Origin of the sequence: endosymbiont of Riftia pachyptila (vent Ph05), from assembly GCF_000224455.1 — a bacterium.
Classification (GTDB): domain Bacteria; phylum Pseudomonadota; class Gammaproteobacteria; order Chromatiales; family Chromatiaceae; genus Endoriftia; species Endoriftia persephonae.
This window is the reverse complement of record NZ_AFOC01000055.1, coordinates 1-24,014: the sequence shown is the minus strand read 5'-3', so window position 1 is coordinate 24,014 and position 24,014 is coordinate 1. Positions and strand designations below refer to the sequence as shown.

The 24,014-nt window shown below is 58.9% G+C and carries 26 protein-coding genes and 2 pseudogenes; 9 read left to right on the top strand and 19 right to left on the bottom strand.

Features of this window, described 5'->3' with window-relative positions:
• The coding region (locus RIFP1SYM_RS09865) for a DMT family transporter (protein ID WP_039960224.1) at positions 1–395 on the top strand (395 nt) is incomplete at its 5' end.
• 150 nt (positions 396–545) lie between these two features.
• On the opposite strand, the gene RIFP1SYM_RS09855 is transcribed toward RIFP1SYM_RS09865, so the two are convergent.
• The 7 genes from RIFP1SYM_RS09855 to RIFP1SYM_RS09825 form a co-directional block, all read right to left on the bottom strand.
• Positions 546–833: a hypothetical protein gene (locus tag RIFP1SYM_RS09855; protein WP_005963236.1), complete on the bottom strand. Its 288-nt coding sequence runs from the start codon at positions 831–833 to the stop codon at positions 546–548.
• 3 nt (positions 834–836) lie between these two features.
• Entirely contained in the window at positions 837–2,111 is a 1,275-nt protein-coding gene (locus RIFP1SYM_RS09850; protein WP_039960222.1) for a TRAP transporter large permease, read from the bottom strand.
• Positions 2,111–2,599, bottom strand: a complete 489-nt coding sequence (locus RIFP1SYM_RS09845; RefSeq protein ID WP_005963232.1) for a TRAP transporter small permease — start codon at positions 2,597–2,599, stop codon at positions 2,111–2,113. Before RIFP1SYM_RS09845 ends, RIFP1SYM_RS09850 begins: the two co-directional genes overlap by 1 nt.
• Positions 2,600–2,660: 61 nt before the next feature.
• Complete coding sequence (locus RIFP1SYM_RS09840) at positions 2,661–2,999, bottom strand: cupin domain-containing protein (protein ID WP_005963230.1); 339 nt, start codon at positions 2,997–2,999, stop codon at positions 2,661–2,663.
• Between the two features lie 6 nt (positions 3,000–3,005).
• Positions 3,006–4,004 (bottom strand): TRAP transporter substrate-binding protein, encoded by a 999-nt coding sequence (locus RIFP1SYM_RS09835; RefSeq protein WP_005963228.1) that lies wholly within the window; start codon positions 4,002–4,004, stop codon positions 3,006–3,008.
• A gap of 141 nt (positions 4,005–4,145) precedes the next feature.
• The gene (locus RIFP1SYM_RS09830) at positions 4,146–4,997 is read right to left on the bottom strand and encodes a TRAP transporter TatT component family protein (protein ID WP_005963227.1); all 852 of its coding nucleotides are present in this window, start codon (positions 4,995–4,997) and stop codon (positions 4,146–4,148) included.
• A 28-nt stretch (positions 4,998–5,025) separates the two neighbouring features.
• Positions 5,026–5,388 carry a hypothetical protein gene (locus RIFP1SYM_RS09825; protein ID WP_006475718.1) on the bottom strand — a complete coding sequence of 121 codons (363 nt, stop codon included), beginning with the start codon at positions 5,386–5,388 and terminating at the stop codon, positions 5,026–5,028.
• A gap of 241 nt (positions 5,389–5,629) precedes the next feature.
• Here RIFP1SYM_RS09825 and RIFP1SYM_RS09820 point away from each other — a divergent pair, with 241 nt between their 5' ends.
• Entirely contained in the window at positions 5,630–6,913 is a 1,284-nt protein-coding gene (locus RIFP1SYM_RS09820; protein ID WP_440870423.1) for an alanine/glycine:cation symporter family protein, read from the top strand.
• A 22-nt stretch (positions 6,914–6,935) separates the two neighbouring features.
• Here the strand turns inward: RIFP1SYM_RS09820 and RIFP1SYM_RS09815 are convergent, their stop codons facing one another.
• The 12 genes and pseudogenes from RIFP1SYM_RS09815 to gshB all read right to left on the bottom strand — a co-directional run bounded on the left by RIFP1SYM_RS09815 (position 6,936) and on the right by gshB (position 15,924).
• On the bottom strand, positions 6,936–7,328 hold the full coding sequence (locus tag RIFP1SYM_RS09815; protein WP_005963222.1) for a hypothetical protein: 393 nt from the start codon (positions 7,326–7,328) through the stop codon (positions 6,936–6,938).
• Between the two features lie 194 nt (positions 7,329–7,522).
• The gene (locus tag RIFP1SYM_RS09810) at positions 7,523–7,828 is read right to left on the bottom strand and encodes a glutaredoxin family protein (protein ID WP_240991744.1); all 306 of its coding nucleotides are present in this window, start codon (positions 7,826–7,828) and stop codon (positions 7,523–7,525) included.
• 24 nt (positions 7,829–7,852) lie between these two features.
• Entirely contained in the window at positions 7,853–8,179 is a 327-nt protein-coding gene (locus RIFP1SYM_RS09805; protein WP_039960220.1) for a BolA family protein, read from the bottom strand.
• 88 nt (positions 8,180–8,267) lie between these two features.
• Positions 8,268–9,140, bottom strand: a complete 873-nt coding sequence (locus RIFP1SYM_RS09800; protein WP_039960229.1) for a dihydroorotate dehydrogenase electron transfer subunit — start codon at positions 9,138–9,140, stop codon at positions 8,268–8,270.
• 32 nt (positions 9,141–9,172) lie between these two features.
• A complete protein-coding gene (locus RIFP1SYM_RS09795; protein WP_005963214.1) occupies positions 9,173–10,468 on the bottom strand; it encodes a dihydroorotase in 1,296 nt (431 codons plus the stop codon).
• Between the two features lie 4 nt (positions 10,469–10,472).
• Positions 10,473–11,454, bottom strand: a pseudogene (locus tag RIFP1SYM_RS09790) (aspartate carbamoyltransferase catalytic subunit).
• Positions 11,451–12,011 carry a bifunctional pyr operon transcriptional regulator/uracil phosphoribosyltransferase PyrR gene (gene pyrR / locus RIFP1SYM_RS09785; RefSeq protein ID WP_005963210.1) on the bottom strand — a complete coding sequence of 187 codons (561 nt, stop codon included), beginning with the start codon at positions 12,009–12,011 and terminating at the stop codon, positions 11,451–11,453. The pseudogene RIFP1SYM_RS09790 and the gene pyrR overlap by 4 nt, the downstream one beginning before the upstream one ends.
• A 49-nt stretch (positions 12,012–12,060) precedes the next feature.
• Positions 12,061–12,456 (bottom strand): Holliday junction resolvase RuvX, encoded by a 396-nt coding sequence (ruvX, locus tag RIFP1SYM_RS09780; RefSeq protein WP_005963208.1) that lies wholly within the window; start codon positions 12,454–12,456, stop codon positions 12,061–12,063.
• Positions 12,453–13,016: a YqgE/AlgH family protein gene (locus tag RIFP1SYM_RS09775; RefSeq protein WP_005963206.1), complete on the bottom strand. Its 564-nt coding sequence runs from the start codon at positions 13,014–13,016 to the stop codon at positions 12,453–12,455. Before RIFP1SYM_RS09775 ends, ruvX begins: the two co-directional genes overlap by 4 nt.
• Positions 13,017–13,057: 41 nt before the next feature.
• Entirely contained in the window at positions 13,058–13,942 is an 885-nt protein-coding gene (locus tag RIFP1SYM_RS09770; protein WP_005963203.1) for an energy transducer TonB, read from the bottom strand.
• Between the two features lie 8 nt (positions 13,943–13,950).
• Entirely contained in the window at positions 13,951–14,982 is a 1,032-nt protein-coding gene (locus tag RIFP1SYM_RS09765; protein ID WP_005963201.1) for an FAD:protein FMN transferase, read from the bottom strand.
• Positions 14,979–15,924, bottom strand: a pseudogene (gene gshB, locus RIFP1SYM_RS09760) (glutathione synthase). Before gshB ends, RIFP1SYM_RS09765 begins: the two are co-directional and overlap by 4 nt.
• A 333-nt stretch (positions 15,925–16,257) precedes the next feature.
• On the opposite strand from gshB, the gene RIFP1SYM_RS09755 reads away from it, so the two are divergent.
• The 7 genes from RIFP1SYM_RS09755 (at position 16,258) to RIFP1SYM_RS09725 (ending at position 23,928) form a co-directional block, all read left to right on the top strand.
• Complete coding sequence (locus RIFP1SYM_RS09755; protein ID WP_039960219.1) at positions 16,258–16,644, top strand: hypothetical protein; 387 nt, start codon at positions 16,258–16,260, stop codon at positions 16,642–16,644.
• 89 nt (positions 16,645–16,733) lie between these two features.
• Entirely contained in the window at positions 16,734–17,450 is a 717-nt protein-coding gene (locus RIFP1SYM_RS09750) for a rhodanese-like domain-containing protein (RefSeq protein ID WP_005963196.1), read from the top strand.
• 91 nt (positions 17,451–17,541) lie between these two features.
• Complete coding sequence (locus RIFP1SYM_RS09745; RefSeq protein WP_050798746.1) at positions 17,542–17,901, top strand: response regulator; 360 nt, start codon at positions 17,542–17,544, stop codon at positions 17,899–17,901.
• Positions 17,902–18,043: 142 nt separating this feature from the next.
• Positions 18,044–18,436 carry a response regulator gene (locus RIFP1SYM_RS09740; RefSeq protein WP_269747089.1) on the top strand — a complete coding sequence of 131 codons (393 nt, stop codon included), beginning with the start codon at positions 18,044–18,046 and terminating at the stop codon, positions 18,434–18,436.
• Between the two features lie 195 nt (positions 18,437–18,631).
• The gene (locus RIFP1SYM_RS09735; protein WP_240991742.1) at positions 18,632–19,237 is read left to right on the top strand and encodes a chemotaxis protein CheW; all 606 of its coding nucleotides are present in this window, start codon (positions 18,632–18,634) and stop codon (positions 19,235–19,237) included.
• A 56-nt stretch (positions 19,238–19,293) separates the two neighbouring features.
• The gene (locus tag RIFP1SYM_RS09730; RefSeq protein ID WP_005963188.1) at positions 19,294–21,336 is read left to right on the top strand and encodes a methyl-accepting chemotaxis protein; all 2,043 of its coding nucleotides are present in this window, start codon (positions 19,294–19,296) and stop codon (positions 21,334–21,336) included.
• Positions 21,337–21,432: 96 nt separating this feature from the next.
• Positions 21,433–23,928: an Hpt domain-containing protein gene (locus tag RIFP1SYM_RS09725; RefSeq protein ID WP_005963186.1), complete on the top strand. Its 2,496-nt coding sequence runs from the start codon at positions 21,433–21,435 to the stop codon at positions 23,926–23,928.
• Positions 23,929–24,014 lie beyond the last annotated feature (86 nt).

Sequence of the window (24,014 nt, the reverse complement as noted above, 5' to 3'; positions counted from 1 at the left end):
TGGCGGTACCGCTGTTTCTGCTCACCTGGTTTCTGACCGGCGAACAGTGGCCCGAGACCATTCCTGGGCGGGCGCTCAGCGCAATTCTCTACCTGGGCGTGATCGGCTCGGTGCTCGGTTTTGCCCTCTACTTCTACGTGCTGCGGCATGTGGAGGCGACCCGGGTGGCTCTGATCGCGCTGATGACACCGGTATTGGCGCTGCTGCTAGGCCACTACTTCAACGGTGAAGCACTCGATCTCTCGGTCGGGATCGGTGCTGGCTTGATCATGTTGGGGCTGGCCGGGTTTGAGTTTGCAGATCGCTTCCAGCGAGAACTGGTCACACCCATCTCAGGGATGACTGGCGAGCAGGCCCTAATGGATGATCCGGACCAGCCGACCGAGCGCAGCTGAGGTCAGTCTGGCGACTCTTTGCCGGCTGATCTCCGCCCAGGGGAAGGCGGGCATCTATCGCCGGAACCGGGATGGCTGGCGTCAGCTCCACCATCATGGATCGATTGCCGATTCTGATTTACTGCAGGCGTATCAGCGTGCAGTGATGGGTTAGGTGGGGTCGGTGGGGGCGCTATCCAGCAGGCCATTGCGCTGCAGGATGCGGTGGATCTTGCGGCCGCTGTCGGCCAGCTGGGAGAGGTCGCCGAAGTTGGGGCGCACGCCCTGGTCGAGTCGTGCCTGCCAACCTTCCAGCTCACTCTCCAGGTAGTCGAGCAGCTTCAATGAGCAGCCATTGCAGGGGCCGTCGCAGATCCGTGCCTCGGCCAGATCGAAGGGGGTCGCCGCGCGGATCTGCCTGATCAGCTGATGCATCGCAGTGGTGGTGTCCGGCTTCATTGCTCAGCCACGCCCGAGCAGGGCGAGGGAGAGGAACGGCCAGTAAGTGATGATCAGTACCGCGCCGAACAGGATGAAGAACCAGGGCAGGGTGGCCAGATAGATCTGTATGATCGGACGCTTGAAGCGGTAGCTGGCGATGAACAGATTCATCCCCACCGGCGGGGTGAAGTAGCCGATCTGCATATTGGCGAGGAAGATGATGCCCAGATGCACCGGGTCGATGCCGTACTGCACCGCCACCGGCAACAGCAGAGGCACCATCAACACCAGCGCGGAGAAGATATCGAGCATGGTGCCGAGCACCAGCAGAAAGACGTTGAGCAGCATCAGGAAGGTGAGCGGATCAGAGACTCTCGCACTGACCCACTCGAACAGCTGGGTGGGGATCTCGGCGTCGATCAGGTAGTTAGTGGAGGCGAGCGACAAGCCCAGGATCACCAGGATGCCGCCCACCAGCAACATCGACTCGCGCATCACCCCGGGCAGCTTGCGCAACGGGATCTCCTGATGGATGAAGACCTCTACCACCAGCACATAGAAGGCGGTGACTGCGGCCGCCTCGGAGATCGCGAAGTAGCCGCTGTAGACCCCGCCGAGCACGATGATCGGCAGCGGGATCTCCCAGATCGCCTTGCGCATCGCATCCAGTGCCTCAACCCGGGAGAAGGGATGCAGCGTGGCGCCGCGGCTCGACCAGAGGCTCCAGCCGACCAGCAGCACCAGCATCAGCAGGCCGGGCAGAATGCCGGCGAGGAACATGTCATCCACCGAGACCGATACGCCGATGCCCATCTGCTGCGCTACCACCGCGTAGAGGATCAGCGGCAGCGCCGGCGCGAACAGCAGTCCCAGGCTGCCGGAGGTGGTGACCAGGCCGAGGCTGAAGTTCTGTTTGTAGCCCGACTCCATCAGGGCCGGATAGAGCAGTGCGCCCAGCGCCACGATGGTTACGCCGGAGGCGCCGGTGAAGGCGGTGAACAGCGCGCAGGCGATCAATGAGACAAAGGCCAGCCCGCCGGGCATCCAGCCGAGCAGGGCGCGGGTCAGGCGCACCAGCCGGTAGGGGGCGTTGCTCTCACTGAGCAGATAACCGGCGAAGGTAAAGAGTGGGATCGCCAGCAACACCGGCATCTCGGCGATGCGGAAGAACTCGATCGCCACTACTGACAGGTCGATCTCTGACTGGTAGAAGCCCCACAGGGCGCTGGCGCCGATGATCACGAACAGCGGGGTGCCGATCAGCGCTAGCAGGATCAGTCCGAGAGCGATCAGCATCACTGCCACTCCCCGTTGCGAAAGCGCAGCGGCAGGTTCAGCAGAAAACGCAGTGTCAACACGCCAAAACCGATCGGGATAATGATCTCGCCGGCCCAGGCGGGAATGCCGTTGAACAGCTTTGTGCCATCCTGCCATTCGAACCAGACGAAGCGGCCACCGTGCCAGGCGATCAGGCTGCAGACGGCGGCGCTGAACAGGTCGGTGGCTGCCTGCAGATAGGCTAGGCCACGTCCTTTGAAGATGTGGGAGAGCAGATCGATGCGGATGTGGCGGTCCTCGCGGGCGGCCGCCAGCGCACCGAGTAGGGTGATCCAGAGCACCATTATGCGTAGGCTTGGATCGGCCCAGATGATGCCGGAGTCGAACAGGTTGCGTAGCGCGATCTGCGCCACCGCGAGCAGGATCATCGCGGAGAGCAGCAGTGCCATCAGGCCGTCCTCGATGGCGAGGATTGTGCGTCGGATCCGTTTCAATTGTTCCAGCATGATGGCAGCAGTATACGCGTTTTACAGACAGATCCCGATAGGAATACGGATAGTTCAGCCCTTAGGTGCTGGATAGCGGGGGGCAGGAGTGGATATGCAGCGCCAGCCAGATGCAGAGGGGATCCTGGCTGGTCTGCAGCACCTGATGGGGTGTGTGGGCCGGGATGAAAAGCGAGTCGCCGCGCGACAGCGTGAGTTGTTCACCCGCCATCTCCAGCAGTGCCTCTCCCTGGATCACCGCCACCCACTCGTCCTGCTCCTGAACAAACAGCTCGCTGCGGCTGCCGGCGGGGCTGATGATACGCTCCAGCTCCAGGTTGGGGCAGCGCAACAGGGTCTCGAAACGCTCCTGAGAGCCGTTGGCTGAGGCGTGATCGAAGAGATTGAAGACCTGCAACACTGAACCCTAGTTGGGGTGCGAGCGGCGGTATGCTGTGATCAGTTGCCGCAACTGTTCGAATAGCGATTTTGAGAGTGCCCCATCCTGGACGGCCTGAGTGACGGAATTGGCGGCTTTCTGCTCCCACAGGGCGCGGTCCGCCGGGTCCGGCTGGATGAATTCAATGCCTTGTTGTTTGAGGGCGGCCTTGGCCTGTTTGTTATCGCTGCGGTTGGATGTGTTCAGCGACGCGAATGCCTTGAGCATCTCCTCTCTGAGGATGGCCCGGTCGGCACTGGAGAGCTTCTTCAGCGCCTTCTCTTTGATCACCAGACTGCCATAGAGATAGGAGAGCGGGATATCGGTGAGGTATTTCACCCGGGTGTGCCACTGCAGTGCAATCGCGCCGATCGGTGAGGAGGCAATGGTGTCGATGAGGCCGGTCTGCAGGCCGGTCAGGACATCGGTGAGCGGCAGGGGGATCGGCGATATGCCAAGTTCGCTGAAGGCGTTGCTGCTGACTTGATCGGTCTCGGGGATCCAGATCCGTTGTGATTTGAGCTCCTGCGTGTTGCGTACCGGGCTGTTGGACAACAGATAGGCAAAGCCGCCCTCACTGATGCCGTAGCTGGCAAAACCCTTGGCATGGAGCGACTCGGCGATCAAAGGATCCATCGACTGACGCACATGGTCCACCTCCTGCAGGTTACGGAACAGAAACGGCAGTCCGTAGAGTTGTGCATCCGAGGAGATCTGGGTCAGGCCTCCACCGGAGATGGCGCCACCGTGGAGCTGGTTGACACGGATCTTGCGCAGCACGCTCTGGTCATTGCCCATCACGCCACCGGGGTAGAAGCGCAGTTTGACCCGCCCCTCGGTGCGCGTTTTGATCTGTTTGGCCGCTGCGCGCATGGTCTTCATCCAGCTAGTGCCATCCGGCGCGATGGTGGCGATCTTGAGGGTGGTGGCGTTGGCGGTGGTCAGCAGGCTGAGGCTGAAAAAGAGCGCAAGTATCGCGCGGATCATCGTGGACTCCGGATCTGTTGTTTAACGCAGGTAGAAAGGTAGATGCTTTCGCCTGGCAGTACTATCTCGTGTGGGTGCATTTTTGTGTCAATTGCACTGCGTGTGGCGCTGATGCTGGTTTCAGGGGGGGGCTACGATTGATCAAAAGTAGTCATCAGCCAGCAGCTCCCGGGCCTGTCTTTGGGCGATGACGTTGCTCAGGGTCAGCCCTGGGGCCTGGGGGTCGGCGGCGATCACCTCGTTGAGCAGGCGGTCGTGTAGTGCTTGATTGAACACCAGGCGGGCATAGCGGCGGGCAAACTCGACCTTGGCAATAAGGTCGCGCCCTTCTGAATATTTCAGGGCCTGTTCGAAGTGTCGCCGGCCAATCTCAGGATTGCCACCCAGCGCCGGTGGGACCTGCGATCGGATGACCCCCAGATAGAGCTGAGCACGACCCTGTTCGTAACCCGGTTTTATGTTGATGACCCGCTGCAGCAGCGTCTCGACTTTGGGCAATTGCGCCACCGCGTTCCAGTCGTCCTGATGGGCCTGGATCCAGCCGGCCCAAGTGGTGGCCATCAGATAAAGGCCTTCGATATCGGAGATGCCGATCTGTGCGACTTCGGCCTGAAACTCGCTGAATGGGGCAGAGCGTTTTTCGCAGAGTCCTGGTTGGGAGTCGCAGAGGCCGCGGCTGGCGTAGTCGAGCGCCTTCTGCGCCAGCCCCTTCTGACGTTCCGGGTCTTTCACCAGGCCGCTGCCATAGGCGCTGTAGAGTCGTGCGCCAGCAAACAGTAGGACTGGATCATCGTTCGATTCAGTGATTAGAGAGTCGAGCAGCAGCAGGTAGGCGGGGGCGCCGCTGCGTACGATCTCCGGGTCGCTCTGATTGAGCATGGCGCTCGACAGATTGGTGGCGAGCGAGTTAGTGGCCATAGAGGCGCAGCCGCTGAGCATCGAGAGCAGCAGCGCAAGCAGGAGCGGCAGGCGCCAGTGAGTGAGTTTGAACATCCGACTGTTCGGTTGGGCGGGGCTGAGGTCAGCGATGTCTGCGTCCGACCTGCTCCATGTGGTGCAGCCAGCCGCTGAACATCTTGCCGATAGAACCGGCATCCCCCCTACGCCCTTTGAAGGTGTGGAAACAGCTTTCGTCATCGTCTGCAGAGCGGGCGGAGCCAAGGTTGAGGAACAGGAACATCAGGAACAGATCGAGCAGGATGGTGACGATGAACAGCGGTATCCGAAGCAGCATATTCTCGCCCATCCAGGTCATGATCGGGGTGTGGTAGCTGACCCCAACATAGAGTGTGCCAAACAGTAGGGCGACCGACATCAGGGAGCAAAAGTCAGCAAGATGTTCGTGTTCGCGGGTAAATCCCTTGAGGTTTCGACAGACTGACATGGTGGTGCCCCCTGAATTCGCAATCGCAGTTCTCAAGATTATCAAGGTTTTAGAGTCTACCGGGCATTGATTGTTGTCAAGCAACGCTGATAGTTTGTGGGCAGTGACGTGGCTATGTATGGCGTTGGTTCCGTCAACAGTTATGAATAATCAAAAATCGGCCTGAAGATTTAGGAGAGAGGATGTGGAGACACTAAGCGCACTGGTAAGCAGCGTCAACGGCATTGTCTGGGGGCCGTTGATGCTGCTGCTTATTCTGGGAACCGGTGTCTTTCTGACCCTGGGCCTGAAACTGATGCCGCTGCGCAAGTTGGGGTACGGCTTTCGCATGCTCTGGCAGGGACGCAGGGGGACGGGAAAGGGTGAGATCAGCCCCTTCAACGCCCTGATGACCTCGCTCTCCGCTACCATTGGTACCGGCAATATTGCCGGGGTGGGAACCGCGATTGCTCTGGGCGGCCCGGGGGCAGTGTTCTGGATGTGGTGCACTGCGCTGGTCGGTATGGCCACCAAGTACGCTGAGGCGGTGCTGGCAGTGAAATACCGCGAGGTGGATGAGCAGGGCAACCATGTGGGCGGTCCGATGTACTACATCAAAAATGGCTTGGGCGAACACTGGACCTGGCTTGGTACGGCGTTTGCCATCTTTGGTGCGATCGCCGGCTTTGGCATCGGCAACATGGTGCAGGCCAACTCGGTGGCGGATGCGGTCTCCACCAATCTGGGTTTCGACAAGTTGGTCGTCGGCATTGTGATGGCGGTGCTGGTGTTTCTGGTGCTGATCGGCGGCATCCGTCGTATCGCCCAGGTGGCGGGTAAGCTGGTGCCGATGATGGCGCTGGCCTATCTGGCGGGTGGCCTGCTGGTGATCCTGGCAAATATTACCGAGCTGCCGGCGGCGCTCGGCCTGATCGTCAGTCAGGCCTTCACCTCCACTGCAGCCACCGGCGGTTTTGCCGGGTCAGCGGTGATGGTGGCGATCCAGATGGGGGTGGCGCGCGGAATCTTCTCCAACGAGGCGGGTCTTGGCTCTGCCCCCATCGCCCATGCCGCTGCCAAGACCGATGATCCGGTACGGCAGGGCTCCATCGCGATGCTCGGTACCTTTATCGATACTCTGGTGCTCTGCACCATCACCGCACTGGTGATCGTGATGACCGGCGAGTGGAGTAGCGGCGCCCAAGGCGCGGCGCTCTCCTCCGCCGCCTTTGCTGCGGGGTTGCCTGGGGTGGGTGAGTGGGTGGTGACCTTCGGCCTGATGATCTTCGCCTTCACCACCATCATCGGTTGGAGTGTCTACGGCGAACGTTGCGTGGAATATCTGTTCGGGGTGAAGGCGATCCTGCCGTTTCGTATCCTCTGGGTGGTGGCGATCCCGCTTGGGGCGACGGTGAAGCTGGCTTTTGTCTGGTTGTTGGCCGACACCCTGAACGCGCTGATGGCGATCCCCAACCTGATCGCGCTGGTGCTGCTGGGGCCGGTGGTATTCCGGCTTACCCTGAACTGCTTCGATAGAGAGGCCTGAGGGGAGGCCGGTAGCAGCAATCTCAATGAGCGGCAGCCTGAACAGCTGCCTCGCGAGTGTAAAAAATTCCGTCACGTACAAAGCCGGCGACTATCCCCTCCCGGGTGCTGAGTGCGCGACCGCTCTGGTCGCGTCGGCAGATCCACTCCTGCGGCAGGCCGTCGAGCAGGTGCATCGGGGCCGGTCGGCCGTCGGCAAACTGGGAGATAATCCAGCTGCCGCTGCTAAGGTCCTGAAAAGCGGGCAAGAAACCAGCATGCCGGTTGTTATCGCTGACCCCATAGGTGCCGTGAAAGTGGCGGTTTTGACGCGCCAGGATCAGCTGGCTGAGGATGCCGCGGCGAATCCGTTGGCGCTCTTCGTTGGCCAGTTTAGTCTTGATGGCCTCGATGGGTTGTAGTTCTGGAGTTCTCATGGGACCTCTCCTCAGCGTTTTTCTCCGCTTTACAGAAGATACGTAGCATATCTGATGCCAGATTCATGGGTACCAAAAATCAATGACTTAGATTGATGTGCGGCGGGCGGTGTAAGGTTTTTCGACAGCTAAGAGGCGATTTTGTACCAGAGCGGCGCTCGTTTGCCGCCGCTTTTGTTTCACTGCGAGAGCTGTCAGCTGGAAAAATGCTGCCTCAGATAGCGTTTGATGTCGGCAGACTCATACATCCACTGCACCCGCCCGTCAGCTGCTTCGATGCGCAGACAGGGCACCTGTGTCATGCCGCCGCCCTGCATCAACTCTTGGCGCCAGACAGGATTGCGCTGAATGTCGCGCAGTTCGATCTTCAGCTGCAGCTTTTTGATGGTGCGGCGCACAGTGACGCAATAGGGGCAGCTGTTGGTCTGGTAGAGTGCCAGGCTGCGACAGGCTTGATCGATTCGGGTCTGCTCATCGGGGCTACGATTGAGGGCTTTCATGCCAAACAGACGTCCCCACATAGTTCAGCTGTCAGACGACGCCTTCGACCCGCCGAGGCACTCCGGAGAGTCGGGGCTGGTGCCCCCCTTGCTGAACCACTCCTCCGGGGTCAGGGGGTGCAGTGCCAGAGCATGCACTCCGGCCTGCAACTCCTCGACGAGGGCCTTGTTGACCGCCCGGTGACGCCCGATCAGGCGTTCACCTTCAAACTGACTGCTGACCAGCACCACCTTGAAGTGGGATTCAGAGCCGGGCGGCACGTTGTGCATGTGGCTCTCATTTGTTACCTCCAAGTGAAGCGGTTGGAAGGCGCTCTGGAGTTTCTCTTTGATGCGGCTCTCTGTATTCATAGCATTGCCTGGTCTGGATTTCTCAATGCTGCCGATTATAGCGGCTGTGGCTGGAGGCAAAGCATGGGGATGATGGGGGCTTTACCGCTCAGACAAACACCTGGCGGGCATCGAACACCGGGCCGTCGACACAGACCCGCTTCATTGCTGGGCCGGCCGGGGTCTCTAGCTCTACCACGCAGCCAGCACAGCCACCGACACCGCAGGCCATGAACTCTTCCAGCGAGACCTGACAGGGCAGCTCGAACTCTTTTGCCAGGGTGGCGACCGCCTCCAGCATCGGGTGCGGGCCGCAGGAGAAGATCTCCACCTGATCCCGCTGATCGGCATCCAGCGCGTCGAGCCAGTGGCGCGCCAGCTCGGTGACATAGCCCTGGTGACAGCCGGGAAAGTCTTGCTGGCTGGTGAGGCGGTTGGGAATGCCCCAGTCATCGAGCAGTGGCATTGCGGCGATCACGCCTTCGGGCAGCTGCGGCATCAGCAGTTGCGAAGGTTGTGGCTGGAACGGGAAAGGCACTTCGGAGCCGAGGATGACAAAGGGTTTCTTGCTCTTGTCGCTACGCAGGGTGTCGGCGAGAAACACCATCGGCGGCATGCCTACGCCGCCGCCGATCAACAGTGGCAGGGAACGATCCGGATCGGGTCTGAACGGTACCCCGATGGGCCCCAGCAGACTGAGTGATTCGCCGCGTTGGCGCAGTGACAGCAACCGGGTGCCTTGTCCGACCGCTTTGTAGAGGAGTTCCACCCAGCCTTCCCTGGCCGACACCCGCATGAGTGAGATCGGCCGGCGCATCGGCTGCAGCGGATCGCACTGCAGATGGACGAAGCTGCCGGGCTGAGCGCGCGCGGCGCACTTTGGGGCCTGCAGGCGCAGGATAAACTGGTCGCCCTCGAAGGCCTCATGGGAGAGGATCTCGGCCTGCTCAAGAAACAGGCTGTCGCGGTGTGGTCTATTCATGGTCTGGCTCATGGTTCGAAATGGGCGGCGGCTTAGGTCGGCTCCGCAGTGTAGACGATACGTCCTTCGAGCAGGGTGTGGCTGACTCTACCGGGCAGGTCCCAGCCGATGAACGGGCTGTTTTTGCCTTGGCTCAACAGCTGATCAGACCGCACCGTCCAGCGCTGCTGCGGATCGAAGATGCAGATGTCTGCGCTGGCGCCGACGGCGAGCTGCCCGAAAGGCAGATCGAGGATCTTCGCCGGCCCGCTGGTGAGGCGGGCGATCGCGTCAGGCAGATCGAGCACTCTCTCCTCGACCAGTTTCAGAGTCAGGGAGAGCAGGGTGTCGAGCCCTGAAATGCCCGGTTCGGTGGCCGGGAAGGGGGCGGCTTTGGCGTCTGGCTCATGGGGCTGATGGTCGGAGCAGATCGCCGACAGTAGGTTGTCGGCGAGTGCCTGACGCAGTCCGTCCCGGTCGCCGCTGGTGCGCAGCGGCGGGATCACGTGGGCGTTGCTGTCGAAGCTCTCCACATCCATCTCGGTGAGAAACAGCTGGTGGATCGCCACGTCGGCGCTCACCTGCTGCTTGCCGAAGCAGGCGCGGGCCAGCATGTTGCTGCCACGGGCAGAGGAAATAGCGTGGAAGTGGATGCGTGCCTTGGCATGTTCCGCCAGCGCCAGATCCCGTGCGATGGCCACCGTCTCCGCCGCCTCGGGGATGCCGGGCAGGCCGAGCCGATCGGCCACCTTACCCTCATGTACGCAGCCCTGGTTGGCGAGATGCTCGTCCTGGGGGCGGATGATGGTGAGGATATTGAAGGTGGCGGCGTATTCCAGTGCGCGCCGTTGCACCAGGGTGTTGAGCAAAGGCGTGTAGGCGTTGCTCACAGCGCAGCAGCCGGCTCGCTTGAGTGCCGCCATCTCGCTCAGCTGGCTGCCCTCCAGCCCCTTGGTCTGCGCCCCCTGGGGCAGCAGACGGCAGTGGCCGGCGGCCCGGGCCAGCCTCTGAATCTGCTCCGCTACCGCCTGGGTGTCGATCACCGGTAGGGTGTCGGGGGGGCAGCAGAGGGTGGTGATACCGCCAGCTGCTGCCGCTGCAGTTTCGCTGGCGATGGTCGCCTTGTGTTCGGCGCCGGGTTGGCGCAGGTTGGCGCAGAGATCGATCAGGCCGGGGCAGACGATCTTGTCACTGGCGTCGATGCTGGTGTCGGCGCTGAAGCCCTCGGGAGGCGCTCCCAGCGAGAGCACCTTGCCATTGCCGATGTGCAGATCCTGGGTCGCGTCGATACCGTGGGCCGGGTCGATTAGACGGCCATTGAGGATGCTGATGGTGTTGCTGTTGTTCATCTGGTTAAGCCTGGGCCTGTAGGTTCTGACGGCCGATGATCATTGAGATTACAGCCATGCGGATGGCGATGCCGTAGCTGACCTGTTGCAGGATTACCGAACGTGGTCCGTCGGCCACCAGTGAGTCCATCTCCACGCCACGGTTGATCGGCCCAGGGTGCATTCACGATCGCCTCTGAGTCGGCTGCCTCCAGGCGCTCGTCGGTGAGGCCGTAGAGCTGAAAATATTCGTGCTCGCTGGGCAGCAGTGCGCCCTGCATGCGCTCCCGCTGCAGCCGTAGCATGATGATCACGTCGACGTCACGGATCCCCTCCTGCAAGTCGTGATAGACATGCACGCCGAGCTTGCGGGCATCGTGGGGCAGCAGGGTCCGGGGGGCGATCACCCGCACCTCGGAGACGCCGAGGGTGTTGAGGGCGAGGATCTGTGAGCGGGCCACCCGCGAGTGCAGGATGTCGCCGACGATCGCTACCCGCAGGCCGACGAATTCTCTCTTGTGGCGGCGGATGGTGAACATGTCGAGCATCGCCTGGGTGGGGTGGGCGTGGCGGCCGTCGCCGGCGTTGATCACTCCCACTCCGGGGGTGGCGTGCTGGGCGATGAAGTGGGCGGCGCCGCTGTCGGCGTGACGCACCACAAACATGTCCATGTGCATCGCCTCCAGGTTGCGCAGGGTGTCGAGTAGGGTTTCGCCCTTGGAGGTGGCGGAGGCGCTGATGTTGAGGTTGAGCACGTCAGCGGAGAGGCGCTTCTCGGCCAGTTCAAAGGTAGTGCGGGTGCGGGTGCTGGTCTCGAAGAAGAGGTTGGCGACGGTCTTGCCGCGGCACAGTGGCACCTTCTTTATTGTACGCTCAGAGACCCCGGTGAAGCCTTCGGCGGTGTCGAGGATCTCGGTCAGCAGCTCACGGCGCAGGCCGTCGATGGTGAGAAAGTGCAGTAGGTGGCCCTGCTCATCTAGCTGCAGGTTGGGCGTGTGACGGCTCATCGGGCCTCTCCTGTGTCGCCATTGCGCGAGCTGCGGTTGGAACGGCTGCCGATCACCAGGCCGAGTGGGCTTGGACCGGTGAGGGTGATGTGTTGGTCGGCGGCGAGGGTGGGGCGAAGCCCGACCACGTCGGCCTCGATCGGCAGTTCGCGGCCGCTGCGCTCCACCAGGGTGGCGAGGATTATCGAGGCCGGGCGGCCGTAGTCGAAGATCTCATTAAGCGCGGCGCGGATGGTGCGGCCGGTGTGCAGCACATCGTCGATGAGGATGATGTGGCGGCCATCCACCGGCAGCGGCAGGTCGGAGGGGTGCACCTCAGGATTCATGCCGATCTGAGTGAAGTCATCCCGGTAGAAGGAGATGTCGAGGGTTCCGAGCGGTTCTTGCAGGCCGAGCTCCTGGTGCAGCTGCTGCGCCAGCCAGACGCCGCCGGTGCGGATGCCGATCATCATCGGTGCATCGATACCCCGCTCATTGAGCAGGCTCCAGAGCTTGCCGGCCATCACGTCGATCAGTGACTCCACCGCGTCGGCGTCCATGAACTTCTTTATTTGCATCGATTGGGCTGCTCTCTGTCTGAATCTTTTTTGTTTCGGGTGGTGTGGCTCACTGTTCGCTGAGCCAGGTCTCGAGGATCAATTTGGCCGCTTCGGCGTCGTAATCTTCCAGGCGTTTGGCGCGATGGCCGATGCGGCTGCGCGCCTCCATCGAGGTGAGGCGCTCGTCGGCCAGGTGGACCTTGAGGTGAAAACGCCCCTCGAGCTGGCGGGAGAAGCGCAGCGCGGGCTGGGTGGCGTCGGTTTCGCTGTCGTCCAGGTCGAGTGGCAGGCCGACTACCAGCGCGTCGGGCTGCCACTCTTTGATCAGTTCGCCGATGCGCTGCCAGTCGATCTTCTGCCGGACCGGCAGCAGGGTCTCCAGGGCGCTGGCGGTGCCGCTGACAGTCTGGCCCACCGCGACACCGATCTTGCGTGTGCCGAAATCGAAGCCCAGCAGCGTCATGCGTGGCCGGCGTCGCTGCTGAGCAGGTTGAGGTCGATGCCGAGCAGGTCGGCGGCGGCCTGCCAGCGGCTCTCGCTGGGGAGGCGGAAGATGATTTCTTCATCCGCCGGGCCGCTCAGCCAAGCGTTGTTCGCCAGTTCATCCTCCAGTTGGCCATCACCCCAGCCGGCGTAACCCAGAGCGATGAGGATCTTGTCTGGCCCGTCGCCGGCGGCGATTGCCTCGAGGATGTCCATCGAAGTGGTGACGCTGATGGCATCGGTAACCTTCAATGTGGACTTCCAGCTGCGTCCCGATTCATGCAGCACGAAGCCCCGGTCGCTCTGTACCGGACCGCCGACGTAGACGGGTTGTTGGTTGGTCTGCGGGTCGCTGCAGCTCAGTTCGAGCTGTTGGAAGATGTCGCCCAGCTGCAGTTCCAGTGGGCGATTGACCACGATCCCCATGGCACCGTTCTGGTGGTGTTCACACAGATAGGTGACGGTGTGATGGAAGTTGGGGTCGGCCAGCGCGGGCATGGCGATGAGGAAGTGGTTGGTGAGGTCGGTATTGGGCGTCATGGCTATAGTATCCGGCGGGGACGGAGCGGCTGCAACCGGCGTTACTCTGTGCCGAGGCGGTTGCTGCGCAGGAACTGCCAGGTGCGGGTGATGTCGAGCACGTCGATCTCTTCGCGGATGTTGCTGGGAAATGGGGAGTAGGGGGCGGCGAGGCGTACGATACGGATCGCTGCATCGTCAAGGATCTTGTGGCCTGAGGAGTGGAGCACGCGGACCTTCTCGATGGTGCCGTCGGCGCGTACCGCTACGTGCAGTACCAGGTTGCCGTAGAGTTGCTGGCGTTTTGCTGCATCCGGATAGTTGAGGTTGCCGATGCGCTCGACCTTGCGCCGCCAGGCATCCAGATAGGCGGCATACTTGTACTCCTTGGTGCTGGCGCTGATGGCGCGGCGTTTGGTGCGCTTGGCGTAGGCCTGGGTCTTCTCTTCCAGCTCGGCGGTGAGGCGGGCGATCTCCAGGGTCTTGCTGGAGAGCAACTGGGCGGCGGTGGGGCGCGGTGTCGGTTTCGGAGTGGGCTGTTCGACCTGCAGTTTGCGTTCGGCCTGCGGGGCTGCGATCACCTGCTGCTTGGCTGGCTGCGGTGGTGCCGGCGGGGGTGCCATCACGGAGCTGCGAGTGGGGGAGGGTTTGGAGGTGGGGATCGGGCTCTCTGCCGACTCCACCGAGGGGCGCTTCGGCAGGTCGGTCTCGCCGCCGCCTGCCTGGCTGACGGGGGCGAGGAAGTCGGGTTTCTCCTCCTCCGGACGCTGTTTGTCGAGGTTCGGGCGGATCACGGTGACTTCCAGGCTCTGCTGGCGATGGTCCGGCTTTTTGTAGTCCTGAAAATTGAACTGGATCCCCAGAATGATGAACGCGTGCAGGCAGGCGGCGGCGAACAGGGTGATGCCAAGTCGGTCGGTATGGGGTTGGAGGACGGCAGAGTGCATGGGTGAGGTCAGAGTGCTTCGCTGAGTTGGATCTGCAAGTTTGGATTGGTTAGTTCGATTCGTTGTGCCATGGCGGGGCTCATGTGGAGTTCGCCCAAGTCGTCGACAAGCAATACGTATTTTAGCCTCATTGAGCGGGCGATGCGGTACCAATCCCTGGGGCCTGCGATAAACAGCGCAGTGGCGGCGGCATCGGCGGTGGTGGCATCAGTGTGAATGACGGTGACCGAGCGGCTGCCGGTGGCGGGATAGCCGTTGCGCGGGTCGATAATGTGGTGGTAGCGGCGGCCCTGGTAGACGAAGTTGCGCTCGTAGTCGCCGGATGTGAAGACGCTCTCGTCGTTGTCGATCTCAATCACCGCGAACACTCCTTCACCCGAGGGGTCGCGGATGGCGATGCGCCAGGGTCGGTCGCCGTGATTGCCGATTGCACGCAGATCGCCGCCGGCGTTGACGATGGCATTGCGGATGCCCAGTTGGCGCAGGTGGTCGATCGCCAGATCGATGCCGTAGCCTTTGCCGAAGGCGCCGAAGTCGAGCTTCACCTGGGGGTTGTCACTCTGCAGGGTGATGCCGTTGAGTTTGAGGTCGGTGATGCTGGGGCGGGCGTCGAGCAGGGCCTGAATGGTTGTCTCGTCGGGTGGCTGGGGCGGCTCCTTTTTTCTGTGGAAACCCCATAGCTCGATCAGCTGACCGATGGCTGGATCGAATAGCTGTTCGCTCTGTTGCGATAGCCGCTGGCCGATCTCGATCAGCGGTAGCACCGAGGGTGGTACGGCAAATGGTTCGCCAGTGCGGATCATGCGATTGACGTAGCCGAGCGGGCCGGGGTCCCAAGCGTGCCAGGCGTGGTGCATGTAGTCGAAGTCGGCCTGGATGGCGGCGGTGGCCTGCTCTGCCGCCTGCTGGCTGACGCCGCTGATGTCGAGATCGACCAGGGTGCCGAAGGCGAGGAAGCGGTTGTGATGGACCGGCTGTGGTTCGCTGCAGCCGCTGCTGGCGAGTGCCAGCAGCAGCGCAAGCAGCAGGCTGCGGGTCACTGCAGTCGCTCCGCGATCCTATCCATCAGGTCGCCGGCGATGTCGAGGTTGAACTGACGGTCCAGCTCGCGGATGCAGGTGGGGCTGGTGACGTTGATCTCGGTGAGGTAGTCGCCGATTACGTCAAGGCCGGCGAACAGGATGCCGCGACGCTTCAGCTCGGGGCCGACTTGGGCGGCGATCCACTGGTCCCGCTCGGAGAGGGGTTGACCTTCGCCTCTGCCGCCGCCGCTAGGTTGCCGCGGGTCTCCCCCTTGGCCGGAATGCGCGCCAGAGCGTACGGGACGGCTTCGCCATCGATCATCAGGATACGCTTGTCACCAGCGCTGATCTCAGGGATGAATTGCTGTGCCATGGTGAACTGGGTGCCGTGCAGGGTCAGGGTTTCGATGATGACGCTGGTGTTGGGGTCGTCGCGGCGCACCCGGAAGACGGAGGCGCCACCCATGCCGCCAAGGGGTTTGAGGATGATGTCCTGGTGTTGGTCGAGGAAGCTGCGGATCTCAGCGGCGCTCCGGCTGACCAAGGTGGGCGGAGTGCAGTCGTTGAATTCGCTGGTAAAGAGCTTTTCATTGGCATCCCGTAGCGCTTGCGGACGGTTGACTACCAGGCAGCCGCGGTGTTCTGCCTGCTCCAACAGGTAGGTGGTGTAGATGTACTCCATGTCAAACGGGGGATCCTTGCGCATCAGTACCACATCGAGTGAATCGAGTGGTGCCTGCCGCTGGTCGCCAAGTTGGTACCAGTTGCTGGCGTTGTCGCGTACCCTTAGCGGGCGCATGCGGGCATAGGTGACTCCGTCAGAAAGCGAAGGTCGCCCTGTTCCATGTAGAGGAGTTCCCAGCCTCTATGCTGTGCAGCGAGCAGCATGGCGAAGGTGCTGTCTTTCTGGACCTTGATGGACTCGATTGGGTCCATGATGACGCCGAGGGTTGTATTCATAACTACAGTCTACTGTGTGTGTGGCTCTGTTTTAAGGGGATTTGGATCTGTCCAGTGGGTGCGTCGGCAAGATTATTGGTGTGGTTTTGATTTGACGCATATGCCCAAGAAAAGTAACCAAAGTCTGCTATATGTCACGCTTAGGGTATTTGTTCCTTCATTTCGAAGGAGCCCGCGTGTAGCCTTGATGACGAACGCACATCTTGCTATTTTCACGGACCCGGTTAGCTCCGGTGGCTAGGATGGATTCAGCCGAGAATAACAGATGGTTCACTGTCTTTGATGCTGAGTTGTGGGCTATATTCTGAACTCTATAAACCAAAGAGGTGTGATATGCCGACACAAACCAGCAGTCGGGGCGGTTTGGTGAAGCGGTTTTTGAGGTCTTTGGGGTTGTTTTTCCTTCTGATGGTCCCTGTTTTTGGGGCTGTGGTCGGGGCTGAGGAGGATTCATACCTCTCTGAAATTTCACTGGAAGCGGAGAAGTTGGACCGGGCAAAACCTGATGCCGTAGGAGAGAGCGCTGCTTCCGAGGTGGCGATCGAAGGAGCAAGTCAGGAGGAGTTTGAGGCTGACCTTAAGTCTCGATATGTGGGGAGTTACACTTTCTACATGAAACTCCCCCCGGCGAGCCAGGAGGAGGTATTTCAAGATTACAGGGATGGTGCTGCAATCAGTGATATTCGAAAGAAGATCATGGACCGATTCCTGAAGCGGTGAGGATTTGCGTTGCAAAGCTATGTTTTATCCAGTGAAGTCTGTCCTGATAACGAATAATTGGATTCTGAGGAAAAGCATGAAATCTCTCTTTGTCAGAGCACTTTTTTCTGGCCTTGTCTATTTGTCTGCTTGGTCCCGTTTCCGCTGCTGAACTCGAAGTTGGTAAAGGTGGCAAGATCAGTCTGACCGCTGACAAGCTCTATCTGCACGTAATGCATGATGGGCGCTCTATCAAAGTGCAACGAGTGCAGGATCCTGACTATGTGCTCAAGGGCTACTTTGCAAAGACTGCACGAAAATGTCCGCCATTCTGTATCCATCCCATTGAAGTTGATCCTCGCGTGAAGACTGTCGGTGAGGTTGAGGTCTTTGAGTTCATGGAAAATGAACTGAGAGACGGCAAGGGGTTGCTTATTGATGCTCGTACTTCACAATGGTTCAGGCGGGGTACTATTCCAGGGTCGATAAACATACCGTTCACTGTGCTTTCTGGGGATGCTGAAAATCAGGAGATGATTGAAGCGTTGCAGAGGTTTGGTGTGAAACGGCGCGGTAATGTTGGTTTCTTTACCCAGAAGATGGAAAAGGTGGGTTTTTTTGACGGTAAGCTGAAGACAGAAAAGTGGGATTTTAGCAATGCTAAGGATTTGATCGTCTGGTGTAATGGTCCCGCCTGTGGGCAGTCTCCCAGAGCCATTAAGGGGTTGCTTGGAGTCGGTTATCCGGCTGATAAAATCTACTATTATCGAGGTGGTATGCAGATGTGGCAGTTGTGGGGATTGACAGTTGTTGTCCCGCAGAAATAGATTGTCACAAGTCCACTTCTAGGGCACTGCAAGTGAGGATTGTACGGTGAGTGCTGAAGATACGGAGACGGATATCTCAGGTGTAAAAGTAATGGTTATTGACGATAGCAAGACCATTCGACGCACTGCTGAGAGTCTTCTAAAAAAAGTGGGATGCGAGGTCATGACAGCGGTTGATGGCTTCGATGCGCTTGCTTTGATCGCGGATCATCACCCCGATGTTATTTTTGTTGATATCATGATGCCAAGGCTTGATGGATATCAGACCTGTGCATTAATCAAACATAACGAAGTATATAAGAATATCCCGGTCATCATGCTGTCGAGTAAGGATGGGTTGTTTGACCGGGCGCGAGGACGCATCGTCGGTTCTGAGCAGTATTTGACAAAGCCGTTTACCAAAGATGAGTTGCTGGGTGCCATTAGGCGCTATGCAAATAAAGCGGCTTGATTGCTTGGATGTTTTTGGCAGGGGTAGGTGAGAAGTAGGTGATTATGCCGCATCTCGTGCGGTTTGTTTGTTGATGACTATCTGGCGCACAAGACCCATGATTAAGAGATTTTTTCGCAAAGGGACAGACGAGAGCTCGGATGTGAACCGCGAAGCAGTATCTTCGGGTGGGGTGACGGTTCTGATCGTTGACGATTCTCCTACCGAAGTCCATGTTTTGAAGAAGATCCTCGAGAAGCACGGTTACCGCACTGAAGTGGCGAATGATGGTCAGGAAGGCGTTGCGATGGCCAAGCGTATCCGTCCTTCCTTGATCTTGATGGATGTGGTAATGCCGGTTCTGAATGGTTTTCAGGCAACACGACAATTAAGTAAAGATCAGAGCACTTCAGCGATTCCTGTCATCATGGTAACGACCAAGGATCAGGAGACAGATAAAAGCTGGGGGATGAGGCAGGGAGCCACTGATTATCTGGTGAAGCCAGTTGCACCTGCAGAGTTGATCACAAAGATTCGCAATGTGCTTGATCGCTAAGGGGCCTCTGAATGAATCTGGGCGGACAGAATTGTGAGGCTGAATTTTTCGCTGTAAGACAGAAATCTCAGGGTCGCTTAGCGACATCCTGTCGACGCGGCACTTGCACATCCCCGTATGGCGTAATAGCCGGCCTATTGTCTAGATTTTGCCCCGCGGGAAATGCCCTTGGGGTACGACGCAGCAGCGGGGAATTTGGACCGCAAGACTGCCGTCCATGATTCGTTTAGAGGCTCCCTAAAGACTATGGTTAACTGGCAGTTGGATACACCGGAGGAGCTTGTCCAGTTATTGCAGGTGATTGAACAACGTAGCCATGGGAATACGTTGGCCCTGCCACAACAAGACAAGGTGCAGTCTGCTTGGGAAGGCGTGTTGTTTTCCCTCGGGAAACTGAGCATGGTTGCTCCGCTTTCTGAGATCAGAGAAATTCTTAATTTTCCTACAACGCTCACCACTGTGCCCGGCACTAAGTCGTGGATGTTGGGGCTGGCGAATATTCGCGGAAACCTGGTTCCCATTGTTGATTTACAGTCGTTTCTTACCGGAGAGAGGACCGCTCGGGGCAGAAGAAGCCGGGTGTTGGTCTTCAGTGGCCCGCAGATGACTACCGGCGTGTTGGTTGGGGAGATGGTTGGTATGCGCCATTTTTCGGAAGAGGATCTGATTGAGGTCCGCGGAATTGGTGAAAATCTGAGTAGTTATGTCCAGTTCGGATTTCGTCAAGAGGGGAAGACCCTGCCGGTTTTCAGTCTCTCCAGTCTGGCGGATGATCCGGCATTCCAGGTTGCGGCCAGATAGAATTAAACGGTTTAGACATTAATTGATTTACGGGCATATATGAGCTTTCAGGAGACATGGCAATGAAGGTAAGAGGTGTGGGCGGAGGCTTGCCGTCGAAAAGGGCCTTGACGGTGTTAACTGTGCTCCTGATTGCTTCTGTATTTTTGGGGCTTGTGACGTTTATCCATACGACGCAGCAGGAAAGTTACGAGGAACAGTATCTGTTGCGCACAGCTGAGCAGCGAGTGTTGGCGCAGCGGATCGCCAAATTTGCGATCTCTGCTGCACGGGGCGACCGCCAGGCATTTGCACCTCTACGATCAGCCCGTGACCAGTTCGAAACCGTAATGACGGAGTTGAAAAATGGCTCAGAGGCCGACGACCTGCCGGGGTCACCGGTGCAGGTCATGCTTCCTTTGCGAAAGGTGGAAAATGCCTGGCTGGAACTGCGTCAGAATGCGGACGAAATCCTAGCCGCACAAGAGCCAATTCTGGCGATCGGTGAGTTCATCGGTGTGATTTCTGAATTTGTTCCCCAATTGCAGGAACTCTCAGAAGAGGTTGCGCAGGTGTTGATCGAGAAAAATGCGTCTCCGCAGCAGATCTTTATCGCTTCCGAGCAGCGGATGTTGGCTGAACGTATCCAGGCGAAGGTGAGCTTGGTGCTGGCTGGTGGGCAGCAAACGGCAGCGGCGATCGACCAATTTACACGGGATGCGGATCGGTTCGGCCGTGTACTCGATGGCCTTCTTGAGGGCGATCCTGATCTGGGGGTTACTAAGGTGGCAGATCCAGTTGCAGAGCAGCGGTTGAGGGATATCGCCACACTGTTTGGGACGGTGAGTGACCATGCTGATGAGATTATCGAAAATATTCCAGCAGTGTTGCCCGCCTTGGAAGCCGCCTCAAGCATGAATGAGATTTCGGACAGAACCAGTGAGGCAACCGAAAACCTGATTAAGGTGTATGGCGAGTCTCCCGGGCGTATCGAGATTCTCGGTGTCAAGGCGGGCCCCGGTATGGTGGCTGCCTTTGGTGGCTTAGCGGCGGCCTTCCTGATCATCCTTGGTTTTCGGTTGGTACTGGATGCACGCCGTCGGGAAGAGGCGAGTAAGGAGCAAAACGAGAGCAACCAGCGGGCTATTCTGCGTCTACTCGACGAGATGGGTGATCTGGCTGATGGTGACCTGACGGTAACGGCCAGCGTAACCGAGGATATTACCGGTGCGATCGCCGACTCGATCAACTACGCAATCGAGGCGTTGCGCGAGCTGGTAACCACCATCAACCAGACCGCGGAGCAGGTATCCAGCTCAACCCAGGAGACCCGTGCTACGGCCATGCATCTGGCCGAGGCAAGTGTCCATCAGGCGGAGCAGATAACCGATGCCAATGACGCCATCAAATCGATGTCCTTAGCAATCGATCAGATGTCGAATGATGCAGCCGAATCGGCAGAGGTTGCCCTCCGCTCGGTGGATATTGCAAGCAACGGAGCCGAGACCGTACGTAATACCATCCAGGGCATGGATGCGATTCGCGAACAGATTCAGGAGACCTCGAAGCGAATCAAGCGTCTTGGTGAGAGCTCTCAGGAAATCGGTGATATTGTGGAGCTGATCGACGATATCGCAGATCAGACCAATATCCTCGCACTGAACGCTGCCATGCAGGCAGCCATGGCCGGTGAAGCGGGTCGTGGTTTTGCGGTGGTTGCGGACGAGGTCCAGCGTCTTGCAGAACGTTCGATTAACGCAACAAAGCAGATTGAGGCACTGGTTAAAACAATTCAGGCAGATACCAACGAGGCTGTTACCTCGATGGAAGCCAGTACTTCGGGTGTGGTGAGAGGAGCGAAGTTGGCAGAGGATGCCGGTGAGGCTCTGATGGAGATCGAAAGCGTATCTCAATATATCTCTGACCTTACCGGTAAGATTGCGGAGTCTGCCAAGGCGCAGTCGGAAGCTGCAGTAGGTGTAAACGCCACCATGAACGTGATCCAGGAGATCACCACGCAGACCTCCGATGGTACTAGCCAAACCGCGGCATCGATCGGTGCGCTGGCCGACTTGTCAGACGAGCTGCAGAAGTCTGTAGCCGGTTTCCGTTTGCCTTGATGGAGCGATGATGCCCCGTCGCGAAACTGAGTGCAGTTAGCTGTTAGCTCCAAGCAAGTTTCGCTATCGCTCGTGATGGAAGTGTGAGGAACGCGAATGACCAATGTCCGTGACTTCGGCGCGCTGAACTGGGTAAAAGACGAGATCGATGCAACGATCGGTCAGGCCCGTCGGGCGTTGGAGGAGCAGGTTGATGATGCTGGCAGTGGTGCATCGCTTCAGCTGTGTGCCGAGAGCCTCCATCAAATTGCCGGCGTCTTGCAGATGGTGGAGGCCTATGGCCCTGCAATGCTGGCAGAAGAGATGGAGCAGGTTGCCCGTGCCATGTTCAAGAGGAAGGTGCGTCAGCATGAGGATGCTGCTGAAGCGCTGATGCTGGCACTGATCCAGCTGCCGGACTATCTGGAAAAGCTGCAGGCAGGTGATGAAGATGTCCCACTCATCGTGCTGCCCCTGTTGAATGACCTGCGTGCCGTGCGTGATGCCCCCCTGCTCTCTGAAGCGGCACTCTTCAATCCTGATCTGGAAAATGTTGCGGTACCTGATCGCATTACAGGAGAGCCGAACGACGAGCTCCCTGACTTGGTGCGTCGTGTACGCCAAAAGTACCATCTTGGGTTGCTCAACTGGTATCGCAAACTCAACCTGGAAAAGGGTTGGAGTTACCTGCTTGATGTAGCCAAAGAGCTCGAGCGGGGGGCTGGTACCGAACAAGTGCATCGCCTGATGTGGGTGGCTGGAGCCGTCATCCAGGGTTTGATCGAGGGCAGCATCCAGGGTGGTGTAGCAGTCAAGCAACTGCTAGGAAAGCTGGATCGCGAATTGAGGCTGATCATCGATCAGGGTGAGCGTGCACTGGTCGATGATCCCCCCCACGAACTGATCAAAAACCTCCTCTACTATGTGGGGCGGGCTGAATCACAACATCCACATCTGCTTGCGGTAAAAGAGGCCTATAATCTGAGCGGCGTGTTGCCGAGTGAATCGGCACTGGCGAAGGGGCGGGAGAGCCTCACCGGTACCAATGCCGAACTGGTCCACTCGGTGCGAGAGGCGATCTACGCTGAGCTAACACAGGTCAAAGATATCCTCGACTTGTTCATGCGTGGTGAGCAGGCAGACCCCAGCACGCTCGATCGCCTTCAGGTGCCGATGCAGCGCTTGGCCGATACCCTGGGAATGATCGGCCAGGGCGCATTGCGGTCCCGGCTGATTCGTCAGGCTGAAAAGCTCGAGTCGTTTGCCAAACGCTCCTCCAAGCCGGAAGAGTTCGAATTGATGGAGATGGCCGGTGATATTCTGTTTGTGGAGTCCTCGCTGAGTGGCATCCACAGCGGCCAGCAACTGATTGAAGATGTAGAGGCTTCAAGCAGTAACTGGGGGCAAACGCTGCCAGTCGGTGAATTTGAAGGCCTGGTCAAACAGACGGTCAAAGAGGCCAAGATCGATATTGCCAAGGCAAAAGAGGCAATTGTCAATTACACCGAAACTGACAATGATCCAGCGGTTCTCGAAGAGGTCTTTGGACAATTCACCCGTGTCTATGGCGCCCTAAAACTGCTCGATTTTTCCGAACCGGCAGAGATTGCGCGACGCACCACTGAATTCATTCATAAAAATCTGATCCAGGGGCATCAGATTCCAGGCCGCCAGCAGTTGAACTCACTGGCGGACGTGATCAGCAGCATCGAATATTTCCTCGAAGCCTTGGTCGACGGTGTGGGCGATCGCAAAGAGATCATAGAGATAGCGCGGACTGCGCTCTCTGGGCTGGTGCAAGAAGTGCCGGGCATGCCGGAGGAGGAGCCCGTTCCCGCCCCGGTGGTTGAAATTGCTAGCGTACGCGAAGCCCAGTCTCAGCCTGAGGAGTTGTTTGAGCTGGAGCAGAAGGAAGAGGCGGAAGCGGTTGAGGAAGGGCCTGTAGAGGAGGAGCCCGATTCGGAAGGATTGTATGCGCCTTTGACAGAGGAGGAAAAGGCGCGCGAGATTATTCCCTCTGCGGAAAAGCCCGCGCTGGAAGAGATCGACCCGGAGATCCTCGAGATCTTTGTCGAAGAGGCACGGGAAGAGTTGGAGGTGGTCCAGGAAAATCTGCCGCGCTGGCGTCGGAATTTTGATGATAAGGATGCCCTGATTACCATCCGCCGCTCCTTCCATACATTGAAAGGAAGCGGTCGTCTGGTTGGTGCCAAGATGATCGGTGAGCTCGCCTGGTCGGTCGAGAATATGCTCAACCGGATCATCGACGAGACCATCGAGGTTACACCTGAAGTACTCTCCATTCTGGCCGATGTCGAACAGATGCTGCCGGTGCTGATCGACTGCCAGGAACGCTCGGTTTTGCCCGATCTGAATGTGGTTGCGGTCATGGATCAGGCTTTCGCCCTGATCGATGGCCGCTCCAGCGCCGCAGCAAAGAGCACGCTTGAAATCGCAGAGGGCGAAACCACAAAGGAGTTGGCGGAGGCTCAGGGCGAGGTGCTAGAAGAGCCAAGTTCGNGGAATCGTTCGATCTGTTTGAGTCATCCAGTGAAGAGATCGAGCTGGCGCCTCTGGAAGATGAGACGATCGACGTTGAAGAGCTTCCTCTAGACGAACCGGTTGAAATCGAGGCAAGCATTCAGGAGCCTGATTCGGCAAGGCTTGCCGTAGAAGCGGCGGTAAAAGAGGCTCTTCTG

Excerpts from the sequence above, each read along its gene's own strand:
- ruvX (WP_005963208.1), bottom strand. The coding sequence starts at position 12,456 with ATGACGCTGCTGGGCTTCGATTTCGGCACACGCAAGATCGGTGTCGCG.
- RIFP1SYM_RS09825 (WP_006475718.1), bottom strand. The coding sequence starts at position 5,388 with ATGTCAGTCTGTCGAAACCTCAAGGGATTTACCCGCGAACACGAACAT.
- RIFP1SYM_RS09855 (WP_005963236.1), bottom strand. The coding sequence starts at position 833 with ATGAAGCCGGACACCACCACTGCGATGCATCAGCTGATCAGGCAGATC.
- RIFP1SYM_RS09800 (WP_039960229.1), bottom strand. The coding sequence starts at position 9,140 with ATGAATAGACCACACCGCGACAGCCTGTTTCTTGAGCAGGCCGAGATC.
- RIFP1SYM_RS09835 (WP_005963228.1), bottom strand. The coding sequence starts at position 4,004 with ATGATCCGCGCGATACTTGCGCTCTTTTTCAGCCTCAGCCTGCTGACC.
- RIFP1SYM_RS09770 (WP_005963203.1), bottom strand. The coding sequence starts at position 13,942 with ATGCACTCTGCCGTCCTCCAACCCCATACCGACCGACTTGGCATCACC.
- RIFP1SYM_RS09820 (WP_440870423.1), top strand. The coding sequence starts at position 5,630 with ATGCTGCTGCTTATTCTGGGAACCGGTGTCTTTCTGACCCTGGGCCTG.
- RIFP1SYM_RS09845 (WP_005963232.1), bottom strand. The coding sequence starts at position 2,599 with ATGCTGGAACAATTGAAACGGATCCGACGCACAATCCTCGCCATCGAG.
- RIFP1SYM_RS09805 (WP_039960220.1), bottom strand. The coding sequence starts at position 8,179 with ATGAATACAGAGAGCCGCATCAAAGAGAAACTCCAGAGCGCCTTCCAA.
- RIFP1SYM_RS09795 (WP_005963214.1), bottom strand. The coding sequence starts at position 10,468 with ATGAACAACAGCAACACCATCAGCATCCTCAATGGCCGTCTAATCGAC.
- RIFP1SYM_RS09830 (WP_005963227.1), bottom strand. The coding sequence starts at position 4,997 with ATGTTCAAACTCACTCACTGGCGCCTGCCGCTCCTGCTTGCGCTGCTG.
- RIFP1SYM_RS09850 (WP_039960222.1), bottom strand. The coding sequence starts at position 2,111 with ATGCTGATCGCTCTCGGACTGATCCTGCTAGCGCTGATCGGCACCCCG.
- RIFP1SYM_RS09815 (WP_005963222.1), bottom strand. The coding sequence starts at position 7,328 with ATGAGAACTCCAGAACTACAACCCATCGAGGCCATCAAGACTAAACTG.
- RIFP1SYM_RS09755 (WP_039960219.1), top strand. The coding sequence starts at position 16,258 with ATGCCGACACAAACCAGCAGTCGGGGCGGTTTGGTGAAGCGGTTTTTG.
- RIFP1SYM_RS09810 (WP_240991744.1), bottom strand. The coding sequence starts at position 7,828 with ATGAAAGCCCTCAATCGTAGCCCCGATGAGCAGACCCGAATCGATCAA.
- RIFP1SYM_RS09775 (WP_005963206.1), bottom strand. The coding sequence starts at position 13,016 with ATGACGCCCAATACCGACCTCACCAACCACTTCCTCATCGCCATGCCC.
- RIFP1SYM_RS09745 (WP_050798746.1), top strand. The coding sequence starts at position 17,542 with ATGGTTATTGACGATAGCAAGACCATTCGACGCACTGCTGAGAGTCTT.
- RIFP1SYM_RS09730 (WP_005963188.1), top strand. The coding sequence starts at position 19,294 with ATGGCAATGAAGGTAAGAGGTGTGGGCGGAGGCTTGCCGTCGAAAAGG.
- pyrR (WP_005963210.1), bottom strand. The coding sequence starts at position 12,011 with ATGCAAATAAAGAAGTTCATGGACGCCGACGCGGTGGAGTCACTGATC.